16 protein-coding genes are annotated in these 19953 nt (G+C 70.0%); 13 read left to right on the forward strand and 3 right to left on the reverse strand.

Annotation, left to right across the window (positions count from 1 at the left end):
* Positions 1-4: 4 nt before the first annotated feature.
* A complete protein-coding gene (locus tag ABNX41_RS04030) occupies positions 5-1171 on the reverse strand; it encodes a penicillin-binding protein activator (RefSeq protein WP_438668435.1) in 1167 nt (388 codons plus the stop codon).
* A gap of 228 nt (positions 1172-1399) precedes the next feature.
* Between ABNX41_RS04030 and rsmI the strand changes: the two genes are divergently transcribed.
* From rsmI to ABNX41_RS04050, 4 genes are all read left to right on the forward strand, one after another.
* Positions 1400-2221: a 16S rRNA (cytidine(1402)-2'-O)-methyltransferase gene (gene rsmI / locus ABNX41_RS04035; RefSeq protein ID WP_438668469.1), complete on the forward strand. Its 822-nt coding sequence runs from the start codon at positions 1400-1402 to the stop codon at positions 2219-2221.
* A 26-nt stretch (positions 2222-2247) separates the two neighbouring features.
* A complete protein-coding gene (locus tag ABNX41_RS04040; RefSeq protein ID WP_438668436.1) occupies positions 2248-2730 on the forward strand; it encodes a YraN family protein in 483 nt (160 codons plus the stop codon).
* A gap of 134 nt (positions 2731-2864) precedes the next feature.
* Positions 2865-3809 carry a glutathione synthase gene (gene gshB / locus ABNX41_RS04045; protein WP_438668437.1) on the forward strand — a complete coding sequence of 315 codons (945 nt, stop codon included), beginning with the start codon at positions 2865-2867 and terminating at the stop codon, positions 3807-3809.
* Positions 3806-4714: an alpha/beta hydrolase fold domain-containing protein gene (locus ABNX41_RS04050; RefSeq protein ID WP_438668438.1), complete on the forward strand. Its 909-nt coding sequence runs from the start codon at positions 3806-3808 to the stop codon at positions 4712-4714. The genes gshB and ABNX41_RS04050 overlap by 4 nt, the downstream gene beginning before the upstream one ends.
* A 301-nt stretch (positions 4715-5015) precedes the next feature.
* Here ABNX41_RS04050 and ABNX41_RS04055 read toward each other — a convergent pair whose 3' ends face one another.
* Together ABNX41_RS04055 and ABNX41_RS04060 are read right to left on the reverse strand one after the other, a co-directional pair.
* Entirely contained in the window at positions 5016-6545 is a 1530-nt protein-coding gene (locus ABNX41_RS04055) for a YifB family Mg chelatase-like AAA ATPase (RefSeq protein WP_438668470.1), read from the reverse strand.
* 122 nt (positions 6546-6667) lie between these two features.
* Entirely contained in the window at positions 6668-7552 is an 885-nt protein-coding gene (locus tag ABNX41_RS04060) for a glutathione S-transferase (RefSeq protein ID WP_438668439.1), read from the reverse strand.
* A gap of 215 nt (positions 7553-7767) precedes the next feature.
* Between ABNX41_RS04060 and coaBC the strand changes: the two genes are divergently transcribed.
* The 9 genes from coaBC to ABNX41_RS04105 all read left to right on the forward strand — a co-directional run bounded on the left by coaBC (position 7768) and on the right by ABNX41_RS04105 (position 19953).
* Positions 7768-9135, forward strand: a complete 1368-nt coding sequence (gene coaBC, locus ABNX41_RS04065; protein WP_438668440.1) for a bifunctional phosphopantothenoylcysteine decarboxylase/phosphopantothenate--cysteine ligase CoaBC — start codon at positions 7768-7770, stop codon at positions 9133-9135.
* Complete coding sequence (gene dut / locus ABNX41_RS04070; protein ID WP_438668441.1) at positions 9132-9599, forward strand: dUTP diphosphatase; 468 nt, start codon at positions 9132-9134, stop codon at positions 9597-9599. The genes coaBC and dut overlap by 4 nt, the downstream gene beginning before the upstream one ends.
* 13 nt (positions 9600-9612) lie before the next feature.
* Positions 9613-10680, forward strand: coding sequence for a HesA/MoeB/ThiF family protein (locus tag ABNX41_RS04075; protein ID WP_438668442.1), 1068 nt, complete (start codon positions 9613-9615; stop codon positions 10678-10680).
* A 71-nt stretch (positions 10681-10751) separates the two neighbouring features.
* Positions 10752-12761 (forward strand): M3 family metallopeptidase, encoded by a 2010-nt coding sequence (locus tag ABNX41_RS04080; RefSeq protein WP_438668443.1) that lies wholly within the window; start codon positions 10752-10754, stop codon positions 12759-12761.
* A gap of 305 nt (positions 12762-13066) precedes the next feature.
* A complete protein-coding gene (locus tag ABNX41_RS04085) occupies positions 13067-15856 on the forward strand; it encodes a bifunctional aconitate hydratase 2/2-methylisocitrate dehydratase (RefSeq protein WP_438668444.1) in 2790 nt (929 codons plus the stop codon).
* Between the two features lie 177 nt (positions 15857-16033).
* On the forward strand, positions 16034-16435 hold the full coding sequence (locus ABNX41_RS04090) for a cytidine deaminase (protein ID WP_438668445.1): 402 nt from the start codon (positions 16034-16036) through the stop codon (positions 16433-16435).
* Complete coding sequence (locus ABNX41_RS04095; RefSeq protein ID WP_438668446.1) at positions 16435-17751, forward strand: thymidine phosphorylase; 1317 nt, start codon at positions 16435-16437, stop codon at positions 17749-17751. The genes ABNX41_RS04090 and ABNX41_RS04095 overlap by 1 nt, the downstream gene beginning before the upstream one ends.
* A gap of 4 nt (positions 17752-17755) precedes the next feature.
* Positions 17756-18952: a phosphopentomutase gene (locus ABNX41_RS04100; RefSeq protein WP_438668447.1), complete on the forward strand. Its 1197-nt coding sequence runs from the start codon at positions 17756-17758 to the stop codon at positions 18950-18952.
* Positions 18953-18972: 20 nt separating this feature from the next.
* Positions 18973-19953 carry an adenosine deaminase gene (locus ABNX41_RS04105; protein ID WP_438668448.1) on the forward strand — a complete coding sequence of 327 codons (981 nt, stop codon included), beginning with the start codon at positions 18973-18975 and terminating at the stop codon, positions 19951-19953.

Genomic DNA, 19953 nt, shown 5'->3' on the forward strand with positions numbered 1-19953 from the left:
GGCCTCAGAAGCCGGAACCGGAGAAGCTTCGGGGTGCGGGATCAATCACGACCACCTGGTTGTTGCGGATTTCGGCGATGGCGAGGCCCCGCTCGTTGGTGCCGTTCGAATGCAGCCGGAAGATGCCCGAGACGCCGACGAAGCCCGACCCCTGGGTCAGCGCGGCGGTCGAGAAGCCGCGCCCCTGGCGGGCCAGCGCGCCGATGGCCGCGATCCCGTCATAGGCCAGTCCGGCGATCGGATGCGGCGGGCTGCCATATGCGGCGCCGTAGCGGGCCTGGAACTGGGCGTAGAGGTTGGGATCGGGCAGGGTGAACCAGCCGCCCTGCACGCCGGGCAGGCCGAGCGTCTGGCTCGGCACGTCCCAGCGGGTCAGGCCGAGGAATTTCGTGGTCTCCCGATCGGCGCCGTTCTCGACCAGAAGCTGGCTCAGCAGCGGCAGCGCACCCGCGGTGTCGGCGGTCAGGAAAAGCGCGTTCGCCCCGGTTTCGCGCGCGGTCCTGACGATGCCCGGCGCGGCCGAGGCGACTCCCGCCTGGCTGAATTCGTAGGAAGAGACCGCGACCACCGTGCCCCCGGCGGCGGCGACGCCGCGCTGGATCGCCGAGCCGCCCAGCTCGCCCGCGGTGTTGCGCTCATGCACGATCATGATGCGGGTCTTGCCGTTGCGCACGGCGTAAGAGGAAAGGCGGCGGGCGGTGTTGTCGAAGGTCGGGCCCAGGACGAAGACATTGCCCCCGGCGATATCGGGGTTGTTCGAGAAGGCCAGCACGTTCAGCCCGCGCCCGGCCAGCGCGACGCCTGCCGCATTCGCCTCCTGCGCGAAGACCGGGCCGAGGATCACCTCGGCGCCCTCGTCCGCGGCCTGAAGCGCCATGGCCCGGGCCTGGGCGGGATTGCCGCCGGTCTGGTAGATGCGCAGGTCGATGGTGACGCCCGAGAGATCGGCCGCCGCTAGCCGCGCGGCATTGACAAGGCTGTCGGCCAGGATCTGGTCGCTGGCATTGCCGGAGCCGCCGGGGACCAGCAGCGCCACCTTGACCGCGCCCGGGCGAGTGTCGCGCGGCGCGGAGGACTCGCCCGCGGGCACGCAGGCGGCGGCAAAGAGCGCGAGGAAGACGAAAAGGAAGCGGCCCAAGGACTTGCGGGCCGAACGGAATGCGGACAACATGGAACTCCCTCACGCAAGGAAAGGCGCGGATATCGTGGGCAAGTTAGTCGGTTCCGGTGCGGAAGTAAACTTGCAGGGGCTGCGGGGGTGACGGGTTTCTTGGCGGTTCGCGGCCTGTCGCGGAGGGGCGGGTCGGCGGTTCCCCGCGCAGCGGCGGCGGAGGGCGGGGCGGGGGAAGCCCCGGGCCCGGCGACGCGGGGACCGGGCGGGGCGGGCATTCCGCCGGGCCTGTGGCTGGTGGCGACGCCGATCGGGGCGGCGCGGGATATCACCTTGCGCGCGCTCGATATTCTGGCCGGGGCGGACATGCTTGCCGCCGAGGACACCCGGACCCTGCGCCATCTGATGGAGATCCACGGCATCGCGCTGGCCGGGCGCCCGCTGCTTGCGGTGCACGACCACAACGAGGCGGCGGTGGCGCCAAGGATCCTGGGCGCGCTGGCGGCGGGGAAATCGGTCGCCTACGCCTCCGAGGCGGGAACGCCGCTGGTGTCGGACCCCGGCTTCGTCCTCGCGCGGGCGGCGGCGGCGGCGGGGCACCCGGTCCATGCCGCGCCGGGGGCCTCGGCGGTCCTTGCCGCGCTGAGCGTGGCGGGCCTGCCGACCGACCGCTTCCTCTTCGCGGGGTTCCCGCCCGCCTCCGGCGGCGAACGGCGCCGGTTCCTCGCCGGGCTGGCGCAGGTGGCGGCGACGGTGGTGCTCTACGAATCGCCGCGCCGGGTGGCGCGGCTGCTGGGCGAGCTTGCGGCCGATTTCGGCGCCGACCGGCCCGCCGCGCTGTGCCGCGAACTGACCAAGCGCCATGAAGAGGTGATCCGGGGCACGCTGGCGACGGTTTCCGTCGCGCTGGAGGGGCGCGAGATCAAGGGCGAGGTCGTGCTGGTCATCGATCGCGCGCCTCCCCGCGCCGCCAGCCCCGAAAGCATCCAGGCGGCCCTTGAAGAGGCGCTGAAATCCATGAGCGTTAAGGATGCGGTAAGTTTCGTGGCGCAAGATCTGGGTGTGACCAGAAAACTGGTCTACCGGATGGCGCTGGACAGAGAGGGCTGAACGGCGCGGCACACGAAAGGTCGGACATGCCGTTTGATTTCATTCTGGACCAGACAGTCCCCCGGACCGCCATCGGGCCGGACCATGCCCGGATCGGGCCCGGCGTGGCCCCTGGCCCGTCGCCGGAAACCCTGCGCCGCGCGGCCCGGGGGCTGGCGAATTTCCATTCCGGCCATTCCGCCGAAGAGGCGGTCGCCCGGCACTACGGCGGGAACGGCGGCGAGATCGCCGCCCGGCGCTGGCGCGCGACCGGAGGAGAGGTGGATCTGATCGTGGACGATGCCGATGGCACGCTGGTTTTCGTCGAGGTGAAACACGCGCCGACCCATGATCTGGCCGCGACGCGGATCGGCCCGTCACAATGGCGGCGGATCGCGGCCACGGCGGATCGCTATCTTGCCCGGCGCTACGGCCATCTCGACGTGGACATGCGATTCGATCTGGCTTTGGTCGACCGGATGGGCCGGGTCGAGATCGTCGAGAATGCCTATATGGCGGGCCTGGCCTGAAACCCGGCCGAAGGGGTGAAAGACGTTCCGCCGAACTGGCTTGACCGGGAAGCCTGTTCCCGTGACGCGGCGTCGTTTGCATCCCCCGGGCGCTTGGTCCATCAAGGACGCCGGAACAGCCGCCGGAGCGCATCATGGCCCTTAAAGTCGCCTTGCAGATGGACCCGATCGGGTCGGTCAATATCAATGCCGATTCGACCTTTCGCATCGCGCTGGAGGCGCAGTCGCGGGGACATTCGCTGTTCTTCTACACGCCCGACAGGCTGGCCTTCGTCGAGGGTTGGGTGGTCGCGCGCGGCTTCCCGATCGAGTTGCGGTACGAAGAGGGCAATCACGTCAGCTATGGACCCGAGACCGAGGTGGATCTGGCCGAATTCGATGTGGTCTGGCTGCGCCAGGATCCGCCCTTCGACATGGGCTATATCACCTCGACCCATCTGCTGGAGCTGATCCATCCCGGGACCCTGGTGGTCAACGATCCGTTCTGGGTGCGCAACTTTCCCGAAAAGCTGCTGGTCCTGCGTTTTCCCGACCTGACGCCGCCGACCGCGATCGCCCGCGATCTGGACACGATCCGCGCCTTCAAGGCCCGCCATGGCGATATCATCCTCAAGCCGCTTTACGGCAATGGCGGGGCGGGGGTGTTCCGGCTGGACCCGAACGACCGCAACCTTGCCTCGCTGCATGAGCTTTTCACCTCGATGTCGCGCGAGCCGATGATCGTGCAGAAGTTCCTGCCTGCGGTCTCACAGGGCGACAAGAGGGTGATTCTTGTCGATGGCGCGCCCGTGGGCGCGATCAACCGTGTGCCCCAGGCGGGCGAGACGCGGTCGAACATGCATGTCGGCGGGCGGCCCGAGAAGATCGGCCTGACCGCGCGGGACCTTGAAATCTGCGCCCGCATCGGCCCCACCCTGCGCGACAACGGCCAGGTCTTCGTCGGCATCGACGTCATCGGCGACTGGCTGACCGAGATCAACGTCACCTCGCCGACCGGCATCCAGGAGTTGGAGCGGTTCGACGGCACCAATGCCGCCGCCCGCATCTGGGAGGTGATCGAGGCCAGACGCGCGGGATGAGCCGGGCCCAGGCCGCGCTGAACCGGCTGGGCCGCGCCGTGCTGCGCCCCCTCGGCGCGCGGCTCGGCGCCCGTCGGGTGCCAATCCGGGCGCTTCGGGTGGCGATGGTTCTGGCGGCGCTTGGCCAGGGCGTGCCGCGCGGCGTCCGGCGGGAGGGCGACTGGTTCCGGCCCGGGGGCGGGAGGCGGGACGGGGCGCGGGGGGATCGGATCATCCTCTGGCTGCACGGCGGCGCCCATGTCGCGGGCAGCCGTTTCACCCATCGCGGCCTGGCCGGGCGGCTGGCGCGCGCGAGCGGCATGGCGGTGGTCCTGCCCGAATATCCGCTGGCGCCCGAACATCCCGCCCCGGCCGGGTTCGAGGCCGTCCTGGCATTCTGGCGTGATCTGCGGCGCAGCCGTCCCGCCTGCTCGATCATCCTGGGCGGGGACAGCGCGGGGGGCGGGCTCGCGCTCGCGCTGCTGTCGCATCTGGGCGGGTCGGGCGAGGATCTGCCCGCGGGGCTGCTTCTCGCCTCGCCCTGGACCGACCTGACGCTTTCGGGCGAGAGCCTCGTCACCAATGCGGCCCGCGACCCGATGATCCCGGCGGAGGTGATGCCTGGCCTGATCGAGCGGCTGCGGGGCGATCTTGCCGCCGGGGATCCGCGGCTGTCGCCGCTCTTCGGCCGGTTTCCCGCGCCGCCGCCCGCGCTGATCCTCGTGGGCGATTCCGAGGTGCTTCTGAGCGATTCCCTGCGCATGGCCGAGAAACTGCGGGCGGGCGGCGGGCGGGTCGAGCTGGATGTCCTGCCCGATGCCCCCCATGCCTTGCCCTGGCTCGCGCCCTGGCTGCCCGAGGCGCGGGCGGCGATCCGGCGGATGGCGGGGTTTGCTTGCGCGCTCGACGGACAGGCGGAGGAATAGACGGCCACGGCTGGCGGATGCGGCGGGGCTGTCCGGGTCTTGGATCGGTGCCGAACGCGGATGGCCCCCAGTGCTCCTGTGCCGGGTTGGGGGTGATTTTCGCGGCTCTCGCCTTGTCCCGGCGCAGCCTTGCGTGGGTCGGGCGGGCCCGGGCCGCGCATTTTCCGTCGCCCCGTCTTCCCCCATCCCCCGTCCTCCCCCAATCGCCCCGTTCTCCCCATCGCCCCGTCTTCCCCATCGCGGGGTCTCTCCCCGGGGGCTCCGTCTTGCGGTGCCTTTCCAAGCCCCTCTCGTTACGTCGCTAGATCTCGCGCCCGGAGGTCAGGCGGAAGCTGACCGCCTCGGCGACATGCGGCGCGCCGACCGCATCCGACCCGTCCAGGTCGGCGATGGTGCGCGCGACCCGCAGCAGCCGGTGATAGCCGCGCGCCGAAAGGCCCATCCGCTCGGCCACGCGCGAGATCAGGGCCCGGCCCGCCGCATCGGGGGTGGCGAAGCGTTCCAGCGCCGCGCCGTTCAGATCGGCGTTCGAGCGCGCGGCGCCGCTGCCGGGGGTTTCGTCATGGCCCAGCCGCTCGGTCTGGAGCGCGCGCGCCTCCAGCACCCGGGCGGCGACTTTGGCGGTGGATTCGCCGCGCGCGGGCAGGTCGAGGTCGCTCCAGGCCACCGGCGGCACCTCGACCCGCAGGTCGAACCGATCCATCAGCGGGCCCGAGATCTTGCCCAGGTAATCCGTGCCGCAGACCGGCGCGCGGGCGCAGGCCCGGGCGGCATCGGCCAGATGGCCGCAGCGGCAGGGATTGGCGGCGGCGACCAGCAGCAGGCGGCAGGGATAGCGGATATGGGCATTCGCGCGCGCGACCATCACCTCGCCGGTCTCCAGCGGCTGGCGCAGCGTATCCAGGACCTGGCGCGAGAATTCCGGCAATTCGTCTAGAAACAGCACGCCGTTATGCGCCAGCGCGATTTCGCCGGGCCTGGCGCTGCGCCCGCCACCGACGATCGCCGCCATCGAGGCGGTGTGATGCGGCTCGCGGAACGGGCGCTCGCGCGAGATGCCGCCGCCGGAGAGCAGCCCGGCCAGCGAGTGGATCATCGAGGTTTCCAGCGCCTCGGCGGGCGACAGCGGCGGCAGGATGCCGGGCAGCCGCGCGGCCAGCATGGATTTCCCCGATCCCGGCGGGCCGACCATCAGCAGGTGGTGGCGCCCGGCCGCCGCGACCTCAAGCGCGCGGCGGGCGCGTTCTTGGCCCTTGACCTCGGCCAGGTCGCGCCCGGGCGGGCGGGGCAGCGCCGCGCCCGCCTCGGCGGGGCGCAGGGGCGACTGGCCGGTGTAATGGCGCACCACCTCGGCCAGGGACCCGGCGGCGATCACCTCGGCGGCGCCGACCCAGGCCGCTTCGGGGCCGCAGGCGCGCGGGCAGAGCAGCGGCCGCGCCTCGATGGCGGCGGCCATGGCGGCGGGCAGCGCGCCCAGGACCGGCACCAGCCGCCCGTCGAGCGACAATTCCCCAAGCGCCACCGTCTGCTCCACGATATCGGCGGGAATGATCCCGAGCGCGGCCAGCAGCGAAAGCGCGATGGCAAGGTCGAAATGGCTGCCCTCTTTCGGCAGGTCGGCGGGCGAGAGATTGACGGTGATCCGTTTCGAGGGCAGCGCGATGGACAAGGATTGCAGCGCGGTGCGGACCCGTTCGCGCGCTTCGGACACCGCCTTGTCGGGCAGGCCGACCAGGGTGAACAGCGGGCTTCCGGCCGAGACGGCGCATTGCACCTCGACCATGCGGGCCTCGACCCCTTCGAAGGCCACCGTATAGGCCCGCGCCACCATCCCCGACCCCGCTGCGTTCACCCTGGTCAACGGGATAGGTCGGAATGGTTAGGGAAAGGTAAATTTCACGCGGCCCCGGACGAGACCCCGGGGCGAGGCCCCGGACGATCAGCCCGCCGCCCTCAACCCGCCGCGCCGCGATAAAGCGCCATGAAGGCGGGCCAGGCCTCGGGGTCGGCGGCGGTCTTGTCGCGGCAGAACGGGTTGCAAAAGCCGATCCGCCGCCCCGCGATCTCCAGCACGTCGCGCACGGGCGCGCCCGAATAGGGGCAGGCGGCGTTCTCGGCCTCGTGCCCCTTCACGGCGCGGGCGGCAAGCGGCACCGGCCCGGGCCAGTCGCGGCGCGGCCAGTCGCGGCGGTAGAACGGCTGGTCGGGGCCGTCCACCAGCCCCATCGCCCGCCAGCGCCGGAACGAGGGATGCGACAGATGCGCGTTCACATAGGCCGAGGCGCGCGCCCCCACCGGCAGGCCGTAGCCCGCGATCCGGGCGGCGACTGGCGCGAAGAACGCATCCGCCGCCGAATAATCGCCGCAAAGCCAGGGCGTTTTCGACCCCGTGGTCTCGCGCGCCCAGTCCCACAGCGCCTCGATCCGCGCCAGATCGGCCAGAACCGCCTCGCCCGGCGCGCAGCCGGTGTAGGAGGCGCGCAGGTTCATCGGGCAATGATCGCGCAGGGCGGCGAAACCGGCGTGCATCTCGGCCGCGAGCACCCGGGCGGTGGCGCGGGCATGGGGATCGCGCGGCCAGATCGCGGCCTCGGGGTGGCGGGCGGCCAGTTCCTCGGCGATGGCGATGGTCTCGGGGATCACCGTCCCCTCGGGCGTGCGCAGGGTGGGGGCGGTGCGGCCGGGGAAATAGCCCTGTGCCAGAAGGCGCGGCAGTTCGTCGGTATAGAGCCGCGCGCGATGGGTGCGGACCGCGATCCCGAAGGCGTCGAACAGCAGCCAGCCGCGCAGGGACCAGCTTGAATAGGCGCGGTCGCCGATCACGAGGTCATGGGTCATGCTCTGGTCCTTTCGGGGGCGGCTTGGGTCGGGGGCGGCTCGGGGTCTGGCGGGAGACTAGCCCCGGCGCCCCGGTGGCGGAAACGATGCTTTGTGGCCCCGGCCATCACGGAATGTGATGATCCGGGCGCGCGGCGGAAGGGCGCCGCCGATGCGGGGAATTGAGTTCCCCCGCGCCCGCGCCTAAGGTCCGCATCCTCAGCCCGGAGGTGCCCATGCTGGTCGGAAAGCGGATACTCTTGATCGTCGGCGGCGGCATCGCGGCCTACAAGGCGCTGGAACTGGTGCGGCTTTTGAAGAAATCCGGCGCTTCGGTCACGCCGGTCCTGACCCGGGCGGGGGCGGAATTCGTGACGCCGCTGTCGCTTTCGGCCCTTGCGGGAGAGCGGCTTTACCAGGATCTGTTCGACCTGACCGACGAGGCCGAGATGGGCCATATCCAGCTTTCGCGCGCCGCCGACCTGCTGGTGGTGGCGCCCGCGACGGCGGATCTGATGGCCCGGATGGCGGGGGGGCAGGCGGGGGATCTGGCGGCGACCTTGCTGCTGGCGACCGACAAGCGCGTCCTGGTCGCGCCCGCGATGAATGTGCGGATGTGGGACCACCCCGCGACCCGGCGCAACCTTGCCACATTGCGCGAGGACGGGATCCTGGTCGTCGGCCCGGACGAGGGCGAGATGGCCTGCGGCGAATACGGCCCCGGCCGGATGGCCGAGCCCGCGCAGATCCTGCGCGCGATCGAGGCGGCGCTTGCCGAAACTCCGCCTGCCGAGGGCCCGCCTGCTGATGGTCCGCTGGCGGGGCGCCATGTCCTCGTCACCTCGGGCCCGACGCATGAGCCCATCGACCCGGTGCGCTATATCGCCAACCGCTCCTCCGGCGCGCAGGGCACGGCGCTGGCGGCGGCGTTGCGCGACCTTGGCGCGCGGGTCAGCTTCGTCACCGGCCCGGCCGAGGTCCCGCCGCCCGCGGGCGTCGATGTCGTCCGGGTCCAGACCGCCGCCCAGATGCTTGCCGCGGTCGAGGCAGCACTTCCCGCCGATGCGGCGGTGATGGCGGCGGCGGTGGCCGACTGGCGGGTGGCCAATGCCGGGGCGCAAAAGATGAAGAAGGACGGGTCGGGCCGGATGCCGGTGCTGGAATTCGCCGAGAACCCCGACATCCTTGCCCGCGTCTCGCAATCCGCCCGGCGGCCCGCGCTGGTGGTGGGCTTTGCCGCCGAGACCGAGCGGGTGGTCGAGCATGCCACCGCCAAGCGCGCCCGCAAGGGCTGCGACTGGATCCTGGCCAATGACGTCTCGCCCGCGACAGGGATCATGGGGGGGGCGGAAAATGCGGTGACGCTGATCACCGCCGAGGGGGCCGAGACCTGGCCGCGCATGGCCAAGGCCGAAGTGGCGGCGCGTCTGGCGGCGCGGATCGCCGGGGCGCTGGCCGACCCGGAGGGCGCGGCGCCAAAGCCCCGCATCGAGGCGCCCGGGCCGGGTGCCCGGCACGATCCGGGGCCCGGCAACGAAATCGGCCCCGACAGCGGACAGGCCGCAGGACGGAATCGCCAAGCCAAGGGAAAGGCCAGGGCATGAATGTGACGATCAAGCTTCTGCGCGAGGATTGGGCCGACCCTTCGGTGCCCTTGCCCGCCTATCAGACCGCGGGCGCGGCGGGCGCCGATCTTTGCGCCAACCTGCCGCCCGGGATCCGGGAGGAGGGGCTGATCCTGCCGCCGATGGGGCGCGCGATCTGCCCGACGGGGCTGCGGGTCCAGATCCCCGAGGGATACGAGATGCAGGTCCGCCCGCGCTCGGGCCTTTCGACGAAACACGGCATTTCGATGCCGAACACGCCGGGCACGGTGGACAGCGACTATCGCGGCCCCCTGGGCGTGCCGCTGATCAACCTCGGCCCCGAGGCCTATACCATCCGCCATGGCGAGCGGGTGGCGCAGGCGGTCATCGCCCCGGTGCTTCGCGCCGGGTGGGAGGTGGTCGCCGCGCTGGACGAGACCGCGCGGGGTGAGGGCGGTTTCGGCTCCACCGGCAAGGGCTGAGGCGCGGCGCGCCGTGCTCGGGGTCCTGGGATTCGCCGTGCTCTGGCTGGCCTCGGCCTGGTGGCGCTGGCCCCGGGCGGCGACCCTGGGCGCGCTCGGGCTTTGGTGGCTGGTCCTGGTGCTGGTCACCGCGCCCGGGCTGGGCGGGGCGGTGGCCGGGGGCTGGGGCGAGTTCCGGCTTTGGGTGCTGGCCGGGCCGGTCGCGGTGCTGGCGCTTGGCTATCGCGCCGGACTGCGGGCCCTGCGGTCAAGGGCCATGCGGCGCGCGGCGCCGGACGGGGGCGCGGTTCCGGCCCCAGAGGCGGACCGCCCCGCCACTTTCGAGCCGGCCGAGGTCGAACGCTATGCCCGCCATATCCTGCTGCATGAGATCGGCGGGCCGGGCCAGCAGCGGCTGAAGGCGGCGCGGGTGCTGGTCGTGGGCGCGGGCGGGCTGGGGGCGCCGGTGATGATGTATCTGGCCGGGGCCGGGGTGGGCACCATCGGCGTGGTCGATCCCGACCGGGTCGAGCCCTCGAACCTGCAACGCCAGATCATCCACACCACGGCGCGGATCGGCCAGAGCAAGGTGGCATCCTCGGCCGAGGCCATCGCGGCCCTGAACCCCCATATCCGCGTCGAGACCCATGAGCTCCGGCTTGAGCCCGCCAATGCCGCCGCCCTGATCGGCGCCTATGACCTGGTCCTGGACGGCAGCGACAATTTCGACACCCGTTATCTGGTGAACCGGGTCTGCGCGGAACTGGCCCGCCCCCTGATCGCGGGCGCCATCGCGCGGTGGGAGGGGCAGCTTTCGCTTTACGATCCGGCGCGCGGCGGGCCCTGCTACGAATGCGTCTTTCCGGTCCGGCCCGCGCCCGGCCTTGTGCCAAGCTGCGCCGAGGCCGGGGTGGCCGCGCCCCTTCCGGGCGTGATCGGCGCCATGATGGCGATGGAGGCTGTCAAGCACCTGACCGGCGCGGGCGATACGCTGCGCGGGCGCCTCCTGATCCAGGATTCGCTTTACGGCGAAAGCCGGGTGGTGGCGCTGCGCCCGCGCCCGGATTGCCCGGTCTGCGGCGGCGGTCGCCCGAAGGTATAGGGGGCACCCTTGCGGGCGGCGCCTGCGGGGTATTTATTCCGGGTGGAAGTCCAATGCCGGAGGAAAGCGCCGTGAACATTCTGCTGCAAGACTGGGAGACGCCCTTCGGCCTGCCGCCCTTCGCATCGCTGCGCGACGAGGATTTCGCCCCGGCCTTCGAAGAGGCCTTCGCCCGCGCCCGCGCCCGGATCCAGGCGATCGCCGAGGGGCCGGGCCGGTCCTTTGCCGAGGTGATCGAGGCGCTGGAACTGTCCGAGGGCGAACTCGACCGGGTGGCGGGGGTGTTCTACAATCTGGCGGGCGCGGATTCGAACCCGGCGCGCGAGGCCTTGATGCGCGACCTTGCGCCGAAGATGAGCGCGTTTTCCTCGGAAATCACCAACAACAAGGCGCTTTTCGGCAAGATCGAAACGCTTTGGCAGGGGCGCGAGGCGCTGGATCTGACGCCCGAGCAGCTTCGGGTGCTGGAGCTTTACCGGCGCATGTTCCTGCGCGCGGGCGCGCAGCTTGAGGGCGCCGCGGCCGAGCGGCTGACCGAGGTCAAGGCGCGGCTGGCGACCCTGGGCACCGAATTTTCCCAGAACCTTCTGGCCGATGAGCGCGACTGGTTCATGGAACTGGACGAGGCCGATCTGGAGGGGCTGCCCGATTTCGTCGTCGACACCGCGCGGGCGGCGGGGAAGGCGCGCGGGCTGGGGCCTCTGGTCACGCTGAACCGCTCGTTGATCGTGCCGTTCCTGCAATTCTCGCCCCGCCGTTCCCTGCGCGAAAAGGCCTATGCGGCCTGGGTCGCGCGTGGCGCCAATGGCGGCGCGACCGACAACCGCGCCATCGCCGCCGAGATCCTTCGCCTGCGCGAAGAGCGCGCGCATCTGCTGGGCTACGAGGATTTCGCGCGCTACAAGCTGGAGCCGGAGATGGCCAAGACGCCCGAGGCGGTGCACGACCTTCTGATGCGGGTCTGGGCGCCCGCGCGGGCGCGGGCCGAGGCGGATGCGGCGGTGCTGGAGGCGATGCTGCATGCCGATGGCATCGCGGGCCCGCTGGAGCCCTGGGACTGGCGCTATTACTCGGAAAAGCGCCGCAAGGCCGAGCATGACCTGGATGAGGCGGCGCTGAAGCCCTATCTGTCGCTCGACGCCATGCTGGCGGCGATGTTCGATTGTGCCAACCGGTTGTTCGGGCTGGAATTTAGCGAGATCGAGGGGCCGTTCTACCACCCGGACGTGCGGGGCTGGGAGGTGACGCGGGCGGGCGGCCATGTCGCGGTTTTCCTGGGCGATTACTTCGCGCGCGGCTCCAAACGCTCGGGCGCCTGGTGTTCGGCGATGCGCAGCCAGCGCAAGCTGGGGGGCGATCAGCGGCCCATCGTGGTGAACGTGTGCAATTTCGCGGCGGGCGCGCCTTGCCTGCTGTCCTATGACGATGCGCGCACGCTGTTCCACGAATTCGGCCATGCCCTGCACCAGATGCTGTCGGATGTGACCTACGGTTTCATCTCGGGCACCAGCGTCGCGCGCGATTTCGTCGAATTGCCCAGCCAGCTTTACGAGCACTGGCTTGAGGTGCCCGAGGTGCTGGAGCGCCACGCCCGCCACTGGCAGAGCGGTGCGGCGATGCCCAGGGACCTGCTGGAGCGGCTTCTGGCGGCGGGCACCTACGACCAGGGCTTCGCCACGGTGGAATTCCTGGCCTCGGCCCTGGTGGATCTGGCCTTCCACAGCGGCCCCGCCCCCGCCGATCCGATGCAGAAACAGCAAGAGGTCCTGGCCGGGCTGGGCCTGCCCCACGCGATCCGCATGCGCCATGCCACGCCGCATTTCAGCCATGTCTTCTCGGGCGACGGCTATTCCGCGGGCTATTACAGCTACATGTGGTCCGAGGTGATGGATGCCGATGCCTTCGCCGCCTTCGAGGAGGCGGGATCGGCCTTCGATCCCGAGACGGCGCAAAGGCTGGAGCGGTTCATCCTGTCGGCCGGGGGATCGGAGGAGGCCGAGGCGCTTTACCTGCGGTTCCGGGGCCGGATGCCGGGGGTGGAGGCGCTGCTGAAGGGGCGCGGCCTGCTGGACGCGGCCTGAGGGGGGGGGAAGGGGGGGGGGGGGGGGCCCCCCCGGCGCCTTTGGCGCCTTCACCCCCGGGATATTTTTGCAAAGAAGAATGGGGCGGGGTGGAAGGGGGCGGTTGCATCGGGGGTTCGCCGGTGCTTGACTATGGGTCGGCGCGGTCGCGGCATGGGGCGCTTGTTATGGGGGCTCTTGCTCCGGCGGGGCAAACAGTATACTTGTGCATACAATAGGCCCGCCGCCGCCCACCGGAGATTCCCTTCGCAGAGATCCCCCGGCTGGCGCCGGGCCCGTTCCAGACTTGAACCGCAGGGATTGTCATGAGCTTTTACGCAGACTACCTAACCGAGATCGAGACCCGCAAGGCGAGCGGCCTGCACCCCAAGCCGATCGACGACGGCGCGCTGGTGGCCGAGCTGATCGCCGAGATCGAGGACAAGGACAGTGCGCATCGCGCCGATGCGCTGCAATTCCTGATCTACAACACGCTGCCCGGCACCACCAGCGCGGCGGGCGTCAAGGCGGCCTTTCTGAAGCGGATCATCCTGGGCCAGGTCTCCGTGCCCGAAATCACCCCGGCCTTCGCGCTTGAGCTGCTGTTGCATATGAAGGGGGGGCCATCGGTCGAGGTGCTGCTGGATCTTGCGCTTGGCCAGGATGCCGGGATCGCCGTCCAGGCGGGCGAGGTGCTCAAGACCCAGGTCTTCCTCTACGAGGCCGATACCGACCGGCTGGCCGCGGCCTTCAAGTCGGGTAATCCGGTGGCGAAGGACATCCTTGAAAGCTATGCCAAGGCCGAGTTCTTCACCAAGCTTCCGGAGATCGAGGAAGAGATCAAGGTCGTGACCTATGTCGCGGCCGAGGGCGATATCTCGACCGACCTGCTGTCGCCGGGGAACCAGGCGCATTCGCGCTCGGACCGGGAATTGCATGGCCAATGCATGATCTCGCCCGAGGCGCAGAAGGAAATCGTGGCGTTGCAGAAGCAGCACCCGGACAAGCGCGTGATGATGATCGCCGAGAAGGGCACCATGGGCGTGGGGTCGTCGCGGATGTCGGGCGTGAACAACGTCGCGCTCTGGACCGGCCGCAAGGCCAGCCCCTATGTGCCCTTCGTCAATATCGCCCCCGTGGTGGCCGGGACCAACGGCATCTCGCCGATCTTCGCCACCACGGTCGACGTGACCGGCGGCATCGGCATCAACCTGAAGAACTGGGTCAAGAAGACCGATGCCGTCGGCAATCCGGTCCTCAACAACGACGGCAACCCGGTCCTCGAGCAGAAATATTCGGTCGAGACCGGCACCGTCCTGACCATCGACACCAAGGCGAAGAAGCTCTGCGACGAGACCGGCAAGGAACTGGTCGACGTGGCCGCCGCTTTCACGCCGCAGAAGGTGGAGTTCATGAAGGCGGGCAGCTCCTACGCCATCGTCTTCGGCAAGAAGCTGCAGACCTTCGCGGCGCAGACCCTGGGCGTCGAGGCTCCCGCGGTCTTCGCGCCGAACAAGGAGATCTCGGTCGAGGGCCAGGGCTTGACCGCGGTCGAGAAGATCTTCAACCGCAATGCCGTGGGTGTGACGCCGGGCAAGATCCTGCATGCCGGATCGGATGTGCGGGTGCGGGTCAATATCGTCGGCAGCCAGGACACCACCGGGCTGATGACCGCGCAGGAACTGGAGGCGATGGCGGCCACCGTCATCTCGCCCACCGTGGACGGGGCCTATCAATCGGGCTGTCACACGGCTTCGGTCTGGGACAAGAAGGCACAGGCGAATATCCCCAAGCTCATGTCGTTCATGAACAATTTCGGGGTGATCACCGCGCGCGACCCGAAGGGCGTCTATCATTCGATGACGGATGTGATCCACAAGGTCTTGAACGACATCACCGTGGACGACTGGGCGATCATCATCGGCGGCGACAGCCACACCCGCATGTCCAAGGGCGTGGCCTTCGGGGCGGACTCCGGCACGGTCGCTCTGGCGCTGGCCACGGGTGAGGCCACTATGCCGATCCCGCAATCGGTGAAGGTCACGTTCAAGGGCAAGATGAAGCCCTGGATGGATTTCCGCGACGTGGTGCACGCGACCCAGGCGCAGATGCTGAAACAGCATGGCGACAACGTGTTCCAGGGCCGCATCATCGAGGTGCATATCGGCACGCTTCTGGCCGACCAGGCCTTCACCTTCACCGACTGGTCGGCGGAGATGAAGGCCAAGGCCTCGATCTGCATCTCGGAGGACGAGACGCTGATCGAAAGCCTGGAGATCGCCAAGCACCGCATCCAGATCATGATCGACAAGGGCATGGACAATGCGGCGCAGACGCTCAAGGGGCTGATCGCCAAGGCCGATGCCCGGATCTTCGAGATCCGCACCGGCGAGAAGCCCGCGCTGACCCCGGACGACAACGCGAAATATTTCGCCGAGGTCGTGGTGGATCTGGACGTGATCGACGAGCCGATGATCGCCGACCCGGATGTGAACAACCCCGATGTCTCGCGCCGCTACACCCATGACACGATCCGTCCGGTTTCCTATTACGGCGGGACCAAGAAGGTGGATCTGGGCTTCGTGGGCTCGTGCATGGTGCACAAGGGCGACATGAAGATCGTGGCGCAGATGCTCAAGAACGTCGAGAAGGCCCAGGGCAAGGTCGAGTTCAAGGCGCCTCTGGTCGTGGCCGCGCCGACCTACAACATCATCGACGAGCTGAAGGCCGAGGGCGACTGGGAAATCCTTCAGAAATATTCGGGCTTCGAATTCGACGACCTGCTGCCCAAGTCCAAGGCGCGGACCGAATACGAGAACATCCTTTATCTTGAGCGGCCCGGCTGCAACCTGTGCATGGGCAACCAGGAAAAGGCCGAGAAGGGCGACACCGTCCTTGCGACCTCGACCCGTCTCTTCCAGGGCCGGGTGGTCGAGGACACCGCCGAGAAGAAGGGGGAATCGCTTCTGGCCTCGACCCCGGTGGTGGTGCTTTCCGCCATCCTCGGCCGCACGCCGAGCGCCGAGGAATACAAGGCCGCCGTCGAGGGGATCGACCTGACCAAATTCGCGCCGCCGTTGGAAAAACCGGCGACGGCCCGGTCGATCCACTTCTGATCGGCCGCCCGCGACACGACGCGCGCCCCGGTGGACCGGGGCGCGCGTTTCGCATTCCTGGCCCCCGGGGACGGCGGATGATCCATGCCCCTGAGGGGCCCTTGCGGGCGGGCAGGCTTCGCGCCACATTCGAAGGCGGGGCGCGAACACCGCCTGGACAGCGCGATGGAGAAAGAGATGAGCCTGCTGGATGCCGCGACGCTTGTGCGCGAAAACGCCTATGTGCCCTATTCGCGCTTCAAGGTCGGCGCGGCGATCCGGGCCGCTTCGGGCGCGGTCTATACCGGCGTCAACGTCGAGAACGTGGCCTATCCTGAGGGCACCTGCGCCGAGGCGGGCGCCATCGCCGCGATGTGCGCGGCGGGTGATTATCGCATCGCCGAGATCGTGGTGATCGCCGACAGCCCCGAGCCGGTGCCCTGCTGCGGCGGCTGCCGCCAGAAGATCGCCGAATTCGCGGGCCCCGAGGTGCGGGTGACCATGGCCACCACCTCGGGCCTGCAAAAGACCGTGACCGTGGCCGAACTGCTGCCCGGCGTCTTCACCGCCGCCCATATGGCTGCCGTGGCCGAGGGGTGATGGACGCCCGCACGATCATCGCGAAGCTGCGCGACGGCGCCCGGCCCTCGGCGGCCGAACTGGGCTGGTTCGCGCGGGGGCTGGCCTCGGGCGCGGTGTCGGATGCGCAGGCCGGGGCCTTTGCCATGGCGGCGCTGATGCGGGGGCGGACGGGCGACGACGGCACCTTTCGCGTGGCGCTGACCCGGGCGATGCGCGATTCCGGCCGGGTGCTGGAATGGGACCTGAACGGGCCGGTGGTGGACAAGCATTCGACCGGCGGGGTCGGCGATTGCGTGTCGCTGCTGCTGGCGCCCGCGCTGGCGGCCTGCGGCGCCTATGTGCCGATGATCTCGGGCCGGGGGCTGGGCCATACCGGCGGCACGCTCGACAAGCTTGAGGCGATCCCCGGGTTCGGCACCGAACTCGGCGAGGAGAGGTTCCGCGCCCAGGTCGAGGATCTGCGCTGCGCCATCGTCGCGGCGGATGCCGCGATGGCGCCCGCCGACCGGCGGCTTTACGCGGTGCGCGACGTCACCGCCACGGTGGAATCGGTCGATCTGATCACCGCCTCGATCCTGTCGAAGAAGCTGGCGGCGGGGCTTGAGGTGCTGGTGCTGGACGTCAAATGCGGCGCGGGCGCCTTCATGAAGACGCCCGCGGCGGCGCGGGATCTGGCGCAGGCGCTGGTCGAGACGGCGCGCGGCGCGGGCTGCCGCGCCTCGGCCCTGATCTCGGGGATGGAACAGCCGCTGGTTCCCGCCGCGGGGAATGCGCTTGAGGTGATCGAGGTGATGGAGACCCTGGCCGACGGCCCGGTCAACCCCGAGCTTTTCGAACTGGTCGCCCGGCTGGGGGGCGAGGCGCTGGCGCGGGCCGGGCAGGCCGCCGACCGGCGCGAAGGCGCGGCGCAGATCGGGGCCGCGCTGTCGGACGGGCGCGCGGCCGAGCGTTTCGGCCGCATGGTCGCCGCCCAGGGCGGGCCGGTCGATTTCGTCGAACGCTGGCGCGACCGGCTGCCCGCGGCGCCCTATGTCCTTGAGGTCCAGGCCACGACCGAGGGCCATGTCGCGGGGATCGACACCGAGGCGCTTGGCCAGGCGGTCGTGCATCTGGGCGGCGGGCGGCTACGCGAGGGCGACCGGGTGAACCCGGCGGTCGGCCTGTCCGGCCTGTCGCGGATCGGCGACCGGATCGAGCCGGGCGCGCCGCTCGCGTTGATCCATGCGGCGGATGAGGCTGCCGCCACGGCCGCCGCGCGGGCGGTGGCGGCGGCCTATCGCATCGGGCCCGCGCCGGTGGTGGTGCCGGAGCTTTTCATCGGATGGGTGGGCTGAGAACATGGCGCGGGCATTCCTGATCGTGATGGATTCGGTCGGCTGCGGCGGCGCGCCGGATGCGGCGGATTTCGGCGATGCGGGCGCGAACACGCTGGCCCATATCGCCCAGGCCTGCGCCCAGGGGCGCGCCAGTCAGGGGCGCCGGGGCCCGCTGCGCCTGCCCAATCTCGACGCGCTCGGCCTCGGGGCGGCGATCCGGCTTGCCTCGGGGGCCGAGGTGCCGGGGCTGGAGGCGAACCCCCTGGGCCTGTGGGGCGCGGCTTGCGAGGTCTCGCGCGGCAAGGACACGCCCTCGGGGCATTGGGAACTGGCGGGCGTGCCGGTGCCCTGGGACTGGAGCTATTTTCCCGACACCATTCCCGCCTTCCCCGAGGATATCGTGGCCGAGACCTGCCGTCTGGCCGGGACGGCGGGGATCCTGGGGAACTGCCACGCCTCGGGCGTGCCGATCATCGCCGAACATATCGAGGCGCATCTGCGGACCGGCTGGCCGATCTGCTATACCTCGGCCGATTCGGTGTTCCAGATCGCCGCCCATGAAGAGGCCTTCGGGCTGGAGCGGCTTTTGAAGCTTTGCGCCGATCTGGCGCCGCTCCTGCATGCACGCAAGATCGGCAGGGTGATCGCGCGGCCCTTCACCGGGGGCCCGGGCGATTTCCGCCGCACCGCCAACCGGCGCGATTTCGCCATCGCGCCCCCCGCGCCGACGCTGCTGGACGCTGCGATGTCCGAGGGAAGGATGACCCATGCCATCGGCAAGATCGGCGATATCTTCTCGATGCGGGGCATCGGAAAGCTGTGGAAGGGCGGATCGGATTCTGACCTTTTCGAACATCTGACCCGGTTGGGCGACGATGCCGAGGACGGCTCCTTGACCTTTGCGAACTTCGTCGAGTTCGACACCCTCTGGGGCCATCCGCGCGACGTCTCGGGATACGCCCGTGCGCTGGAATGGTTCGACGCGGCGCTGCCCCGGTTTCTGGACCGGCTGCGGCCCGGCGATCTCGCGCTCCTGACCGCCGATCACGGCAATGATCCGACCTGGCGCGGCACCGAACACACGCGCGAGCGGGTGCCGGTGCTGGGCTGGGGCGTCGGCGCGCGGCGGATCGGGCTTTGCGGCTTCGCCGATGTCGGCGCCTCGGTCGCGGCGCATCTGGGGCTGGACTGGCGCGGCGCCGGGCAGAGCTTTCTGTGAAGACGCGATAGGGGGCGGGCATGGTCCGGGGGCTGCCGAAGGTCGAATTGCACCTGCATCTGGAAGGCGCGGCTCCGCCCGCCTTCATCCGGGGGCTGGCGGCGGAAAAGCACACCGACATCTCGGGGATCTTCGATGCCTCGGGCGGCTACCGCTTCCGCGATTTCGCCGATTTCCTGAAGGTCTACGAGGCGGCGACCTCGGTCCTCACCAGCCCGATGGATTATCACCGGCTGGTGCTGGCGGTGCTTGAGGAAAGCGCGGCCTCGGGCGTGGTCTATTCGGAATGTTTCCTCTCGCCCGATTTCTGCGGCGGCGGCGACCTGGGGGCCTGGCGCGACCATCTGGCGGCGATCCGCGCGGCGGCCGACCAGGCCGAGCGCGACATGGGCGTCACCCTGCGCGGCATCGTCACCTGCATCCGCCATTTCGGCCCCGAGCGCGCCCGCCGCACCGCGCTTTGCGCCGCCGAGACGGCGGGGGACTGGATCACCGGCTTCGGCATCGCGGGCGCCGAGACCGTGGCCGAGCCGAAGGATTTCCTGTGGTCCTTCGACTGCGCGCGCGAGGCCGGGCTGCGGATCACCGCCCATGCCGGGGAATGGCGCGGGCCCGACGGCATCCGCGACACGCTTGCCGCGCTGGCGCCCGAGCGGCTTGGCCATGGCGTGCGCGCCATCGAGGATCTCGCGCTGGTCGACGAGCTGGCCGAGCGCGGCGTGGTGCTTGAGGTCTGCCCCGGCTCGAACGTGGCGCTTGGGCTTTACCGCGATTTCCGCGCCCACCCCATCGCCGAACTGGACCGGCGGGGGGTGAAGGTCACCGTCTCGACCGACGACCCGCCGTTCTTCCACACCGACATGGCGCGCGAATACCAGGCGCTGCACGATGCTTTCGACTGGGACGAGGGGCAGTTTCGAAAGATCGCCCGCCAGTCGCTTGACGCGGCTTTCTGCGATGCCGATACGAAAGCGAAGATCGTGAAACTGCTGGAGGGCTGA

The organism is Pseudogemmobacter sonorensis (assembly GCF_042762395.1).
In the GTDB taxonomy this organism is placed as follows: domain Bacteria; phylum Pseudomonadota; class Alphaproteobacteria; order Rhodobacterales; family Rhodobacteraceae; genus Pseudogemmobacter; species Pseudogemmobacter sonorensis.